This is a genomic window from Streptomyces sp. Ru71, from assembly GCF_002920535.1.
GTDB lineage: Bacteria > Actinomycetota > Actinomycetes > Streptomycetales > Streptomycetaceae > Streptomyces.
Genome location: NZ_PQSS01000152.1, coordinates 1 through 4,758, shown reverse-complemented (window position 1 = coordinate 4,758; position 4,758 = coordinate 1). Strand labels below are relative to the sequence as shown.

Here is a 4,758-nt window from a genome sequence, read left to right as displayed (position 1 = left end):
ACTTGCCGGAGCCACCGCCCTGGAAAGCGTCGGTCAGCTTGCGTACTACGGGCGCTTCGATCGTCGAAGACGCCGAACGGACGAATTCACCGAGTTCCTGGAGCTTGGCCATGACGACCTTGCTCTCGACACCGAACTCCTTGGCGAGTTCGTAGACCCGGACCTTAGCCACTTCGCTCCTTTGAGGTCCGGGTTGCAGCCGGACCGTCGCTAGTTCATGGGCGTACTCATCGCGTACTCATCGAGTGCTCATCGCAATCTCGACCTGCTTTCGACTCGCGAGGTACCTACACCGCACGGGGTGCCGTGCGGCACGTCTTCCTTACCGTGTTGCCTGCTCGGCAACTGTTGCCCGCTCGACGTACTGGCGCAACGCCTTTGTGTCGAGCGCTCCCGGGGCGCGCAACGCCCTCGTGAACGCCCGGCGGCGTACCGCCTGGTCGAGACAGACCAGGGCGGGGTGCACATAGGCACCCCGGCCGGGCAGCGTACCGCGTGGATCAGGAACGCACTCGTCCTTGATCGCCACGATCCGCAGCAGCACCGTCTTGGCCGCTCGTTCCCGGCACCCCACACAGGTGCGTTCAGGGCATGCGCGGACCCGCGTCCGGCCAGACACCCTTAAGTCTACCTCCCCGTACGCACCTCACCCCTTTGGGGCAGGATTCGAACAGTTGCCGTACACCAACCTGTCGTGATCTCAGCCTCACGCGGCCGAGATTTATTCCCCGGCCTGCTCGGTGTCCGGGCGGATGTCGATCCGCCAGCCGGTGAGCCGGGCCGCGAGGCGGGCGTTCTGCCCCTCCTTGCCGATCGCCAGCGACAGCTGGTAGTCGGGCACGGTGACCCGGGCGGAACGGGTCGACATGTCGACGATGTCGACCTTCGACACCCGTGCGGGTGACAGCGCGTTCGCCACCATCTCGGCCGGGTCGTCCGACCAGTCGACGATGTCGATCTTCTCGCCGTTCAGCTCGCCCATCACGTTGCGCACCCGGCCGCCCATCGGGCCGATGCAGGCGCCCTTGGCGTTCAGGCCCGCGCGGGTGGAGCGGACGGCGATCTTCGTGCGGTGACCGGCCTCACGGGCGATCGCGGCGATCTCGACCGAGCCGTCGGCGATCTCCGGGACCTCCAGGGCGAACAGCTTCTTCACCAGGTTGGGGTGCGTGCGCGAGAGGGTCACGGACGGACCGCGCACACCCTTCGCCACCCGTACGACGTACGAGCGCAGGCGCATGCCGTGCGGGTACGTCTCACCGGGGACCTGCTCCTGCACCGGCAGGATGGCCTCCAGCTTGCCGATGTCGACCAGTACGTTCTTGGGGTCGCGGCCCTGCTGGACCACGCCGGTGACGATGTCGCCCTCGCGGCCGGCGTACTCGCCGAGCGTCGCGTCGTCCTCCGCGTCCCGCAGCCGCTGCAGGATCACCTGCTTGGCGGTGGTCGCGGCGATCCGGCCGAAGCCGGAGGGGGTGTCGTCGAACTCGCGGGGCTCCTGGCCCTCTTCGAGGTCGTCCGGGTCCTCCTTCGCCCACACGGTCACATGCCCGGTCTCCCGGTTGAGCTCCACGCGCGCGTGTCGGCGGCTTCCCTCGGTGCGGTGGTAGGCGATGAGGAGGGCGGCCTCGATCGCCTCGACCAGCAGGTCGAAGGAGATCTCCTTCTCCCGGACCAAGCCCCGCAGGGCACTCATGTCGATGTCCACGGCTACGCCTCCTCTGCGTTCTCGTTCTTGTCCTTGCGGCTGAATTCGACCTGCACGCGGGCCTTCGCGATCTCCGGGAAGGCGATCCTGCGCGTGGTGGCCTTGCGTCCCTTGACCCCGGGCACCTCAAGGTCGAGACCCTCGTCGTCGGCCTTCAGAATGCGTGCGACCAGCTCGCCGCCCTCGGCCAGCTGGAACTTCACCAGCCGGCCCTCGGCGCGCACGTAGTGCCGGTGCTCGGTGAGGAGGCGCTCCGCGCCCGGGGTGCCGACCTCCAGGGTGTACTCCCCCTCGCCCATCGCGTCGCTCTCGTCGAGCTTCGCCGAGAGCTCGCGGCTCACATCGGCGATCTGGTCCAGGTCGGCACCGGTGTCGGAGTCGACGACGACGCGCAGCACACGCTTGCGTCCGACGGAGTCCACGGCGATCTCTTCGAGGTCCAGGCCCTGGGAGGTGACCAGCGGTTCCAGCAGTTCCCGCAGCCTCTCGTTCTGGGTGGTGCTCATCCGGGTGACTCCTCGGCCGCGTGTGCTGTTGTGGGATGGTCGCGTGTCAGGTCAAAGGGTATCCGGTCCGGGGCGGTGATGCCGTCCACCCTGTGTCCGGGTGGTGCCGGTGTGTGGTCGGGGTGGGGGGGTTGCGGGGCGTTGTGGGGCCGGCGGGGTGCTTGGTGCCGGTGGTGCCGCTGGCCGCCGATGGGTGTGTGGTGACGCTGGTGGGTGGTGATGCCGGTGGGGCGTTGGTGGGTGCGTGGTGCGGTGGCAGGTGGTGGGGGTGCGGGTACGGTGATCACGGGCCGCGAGTCCACCGGTCCCGCTTCGTACGAGTTCCCTGAGGACGACTGCCGTGCCGTTCCCTCCGCCGCGCCTGCCCTCGGGGCCGCGCAGACGAACCCTGCTGGCCTCCGCGCTCACCTCCGCCGCGGGCGCCCTCCTGGTCTCCGGCTGCACCGCCGGCGGTGACGGGGGCGACGGGGGCGGGGCCACCAGCGGCCCGTCGGCGACCGAGCGCGCACGCGCGCGTGCGGCCCAGGACAGCGCGGGGCTGGTGGCACGCTACGACGCCGTCCTGGCCGTGCATCCGCAGCTGGCGGGGCGGGTGCGGCCGCTGCGGGACGAGGTGGTGCGGCATGTGGAGGCGTTCGGGGGCGCGACCGCCCGACCTGCGCCCTCCGGGAGCGCGTCGCCCTCTGCGGCTCCCTCCCCCGCCGTCCCCGGCACCGACCGGGAGGCCGTCGCCCAGCTCGCCGCCGCCGAGCGTGAGCTGGCCGACCGGCGGGCCGCATCGCTGACCGACGTCGACGGCGAGCTGGCGCGGCTGCTGGCCTCCGTGGCGGCGGCCGGTGCTGCCCACGCGTTCCTGCTGACGGAGGGGGTCCGGTGAGCGACACCGAGGTGCTGAAGGCTCTGCAGGCCGCGCTGGCGGCCGAGCACGCCGCCGTGTACGGCTACGGCGTCGTCGGCGGCCGGATCGGCGAGGCCCGGCGCGCGGAGGCCCGCGCGGCGTACGACGCGCACCGGGCGCGGCGGGATGCCCTGGCGCGCGAGGTGCGCGAGCGGGGGGCGCAGCCGGTCGCCGCGGCGGTGGCGTACGCGCTGCCGTTCCCGGTCCCGGACTCCGCCACGGCCGTGCGGCTCGCCGCCGACCTGGAGGAACGCGTCGCCGGTGTGTACTCCGACCTGGTGCGGGCGAGCGAGGGGCAACGGCGGCGCGACGCGGCCGGGGCGGTGCGGGAGGCGGCGGTCCGGGCGGTGCGCTGGCGTGGCGGGAGCGTAGCCTTCCCTGGGCTCGCCGAACGGGCCGGTACGGCGGCGGCGACGCCCACGGCGTAGCGCGCGCTCGGGAAGGGCGTAGGAGACGCGCTCGGGAAGGGCGTAGGAGAAAGGAACGGCTCGGGTATGGCTTTCGAACCGCCGCGGCGTCTGGTGAGGGCGCTCGGTGAGACGGCACCGGACGGTGACGACTGGTTGGAGAAGCTGCCTGACGCCGTCCAGCAGGCCGTCGCGCTACGCGAGTTGACCGTCGAGCGGGTGCAGGTGCCGGGCGGGCGCAGCAGCCTGGTGCTGCTGGTGCGGTGTGCGGACGGCACGCCGGCCGTGCTCAAGCTGGCGCCGCCGCGGGCCCGTCCGGAGGCGGAGCGGGCCGCCCTCGCGCACTGGGGTGGGCGGGGGGTCGTCCAGTTGCTGGAGCCGTTCACCACGGAGGGGGCGCTGCTGCTGGAGCGGCTGCATCCGGAGGTGTCGGTGCGGTCGTTGCCGGAGGCGCGGGCGTTGCTGGAGGCGGCGGGGACGCTGCGGCGGCTGTGGGTGGAGCCGCCCGTCGGTCATGCCTTCGAGACGGTGGCCGGGCGGACGGGGCGGCAGGCGGAGGCCATGCGGGCCAGTGCCGAGCGCGATGCGGAGGTGGCGCCGCTGGTCGCGGAGGCGCTGGCCGCGCGGGAGGCGTTGCTGGTGGCGCCGCCGGAGGAGCGGTTGCTGCACGGGACGTTCCGGCAGAGCAAGGTGCTGGCCGGGGATCGGATGCCGTGGCTGGCGGTGGGGCCGGATCCGGTGGTGGGTGAGTGCGCGTTCGATCTGGCGCGGTTGGTGCGGGATCGGGTGGAGGATCTGATCGCGTCGCCGTCGGGGGCGGCGATCACTCGGCGGCGGGTGAAGCGGCTGGCCGAGTCGCTGGAGGTCGATCAGGAGCGGTTGCGGGGGTGGACGCTGTTTCGGGCGGTGGAGTCGGGGGTGCGGGCACTGCGCGTGGGGCGGCGGGGGGACGGGGAGTTGCTGTTGGAGTTCGCGGGGTGGTTGTGACCGCGGGTGCGGGTGCGGGTGCCTGCGGCGGCCCGTTGCGGTTGCGCTGTGGCTGGTCGCGCAGTTCCCCGCGCCCCTGAAATGCCTGCGGCGGCCCGTCGCTGTCGCGTCGTGGCTGGTCGCGCAGTTCCCCGCGCCCCTGAAATGCCTGCGGCGGCCCGTCGCTGTCGCGTCGTGGCTGGTGTAGCGCCTGCGGTTCGTTGTGGGTCGGGGCCGGGGTGGGGGTATCCGGTCCTCGGTCCGGCCCACTGT

Annotated in this window: 7 protein-coding genes; 3 read left to right on the top strand and 4 right to left on the bottom strand. The window is 72.3% G+C overall.

The window, feature by feature from the left end; translation table 11 throughout:
• The 4 genes from C3489_RS37800 to rimP all read right to left on the bottom strand — a co-directional run.
• On the bottom strand, positions 1 to 172 hold a 172-nt coding region (locus tag C3489_RS37800), incomplete at its 3' end, for a translation initiation factor IF-2 N-terminal domain-containing protein (RefSeq protein WP_146075408.1).
• A 150-nt stretch (positions 173 to 322) separates the two neighbouring features.
• The gene (locus tag C3489_RS37795; protein ID WP_103786656.1) at positions 323 to 619 is read right to left on the bottom strand and encodes a YlxR family protein; all 297 of its coding nucleotides are present in this window, start codon (positions 617 to 619) and stop codon (positions 323 to 325) included.
• A gap of 102 nt (positions 620 to 721) precedes the next feature.
• Entirely contained in the window at positions 722 to 1,708 is a 987-nt protein-coding gene (gene nusA, locus C3489_RS37790) for a transcription termination factor NusA (protein ID WP_103786655.1), read from the bottom strand.
• Positions 1,709 to 1,710: 2 nt separating this feature from the next.
• Positions 1,711 to 2,214: a ribosome maturation factor RimP gene (rimP, locus tag C3489_RS37785; protein ID WP_103786654.1), complete on the bottom strand. Its 504-nt coding sequence runs from the start codon at positions 2,212 to 2,214 to the stop codon at positions 1,711 to 1,713.
• 340 nt (positions 2,215 to 2,554) lie between these two features.
• On the opposite strand from rimP, the gene C3489_RS37780 reads away from it, so the two are divergent.
• The 3 genes from C3489_RS37780 (at position 2,555) to C3489_RS37770 (ending at position 4,506) form a co-directional block, all read left to right on the top strand.
• The gene (locus C3489_RS37780; RefSeq protein WP_103786653.1) at positions 2,555 to 3,091 is read left to right on the top strand and encodes a hypothetical protein; all 537 of its coding nucleotides are present in this window, start codon (positions 2,555 to 2,557) and stop codon (positions 3,089 to 3,091) included.
• Entirely contained in the window at positions 3,088 to 3,540 is a 453-nt protein-coding gene (locus C3489_RS37775; protein WP_103786652.1) for a ferritin-like domain-containing protein, read from the top strand. The genes C3489_RS37780 and C3489_RS37775 overlap by 4 nt, the downstream gene beginning before the upstream one ends.
• Positions 3,541 to 3,606: 66 nt before the next feature.
• Complete coding sequence (locus C3489_RS37770) at positions 3,607 to 4,506, top strand: aminoglycoside phosphotransferase family protein (RefSeq protein WP_103786651.1); 900 nt, start codon at positions 3,607 to 3,609, stop codon at positions 4,504 to 4,506.
• Positions 4,507 to 4,758: the final 252 nt, after the last annotated feature.

Excerpts from the sequence above, each read along its gene's own strand:
- rimP (WP_103786654.1), bottom strand. The coding sequence starts at position 2,214 with ATGAGCACCACCCAGAACGAGAGGCTGCGGGAACTGCTGGAACCGCTG.
- C3489_RS37770 (WP_103786651.1), top strand. The coding sequence starts at position 3,607 with ATGGCTTTCGAACCGCCGCGGCGTCTGGTGAGGGCGCTCGGTGAGACG.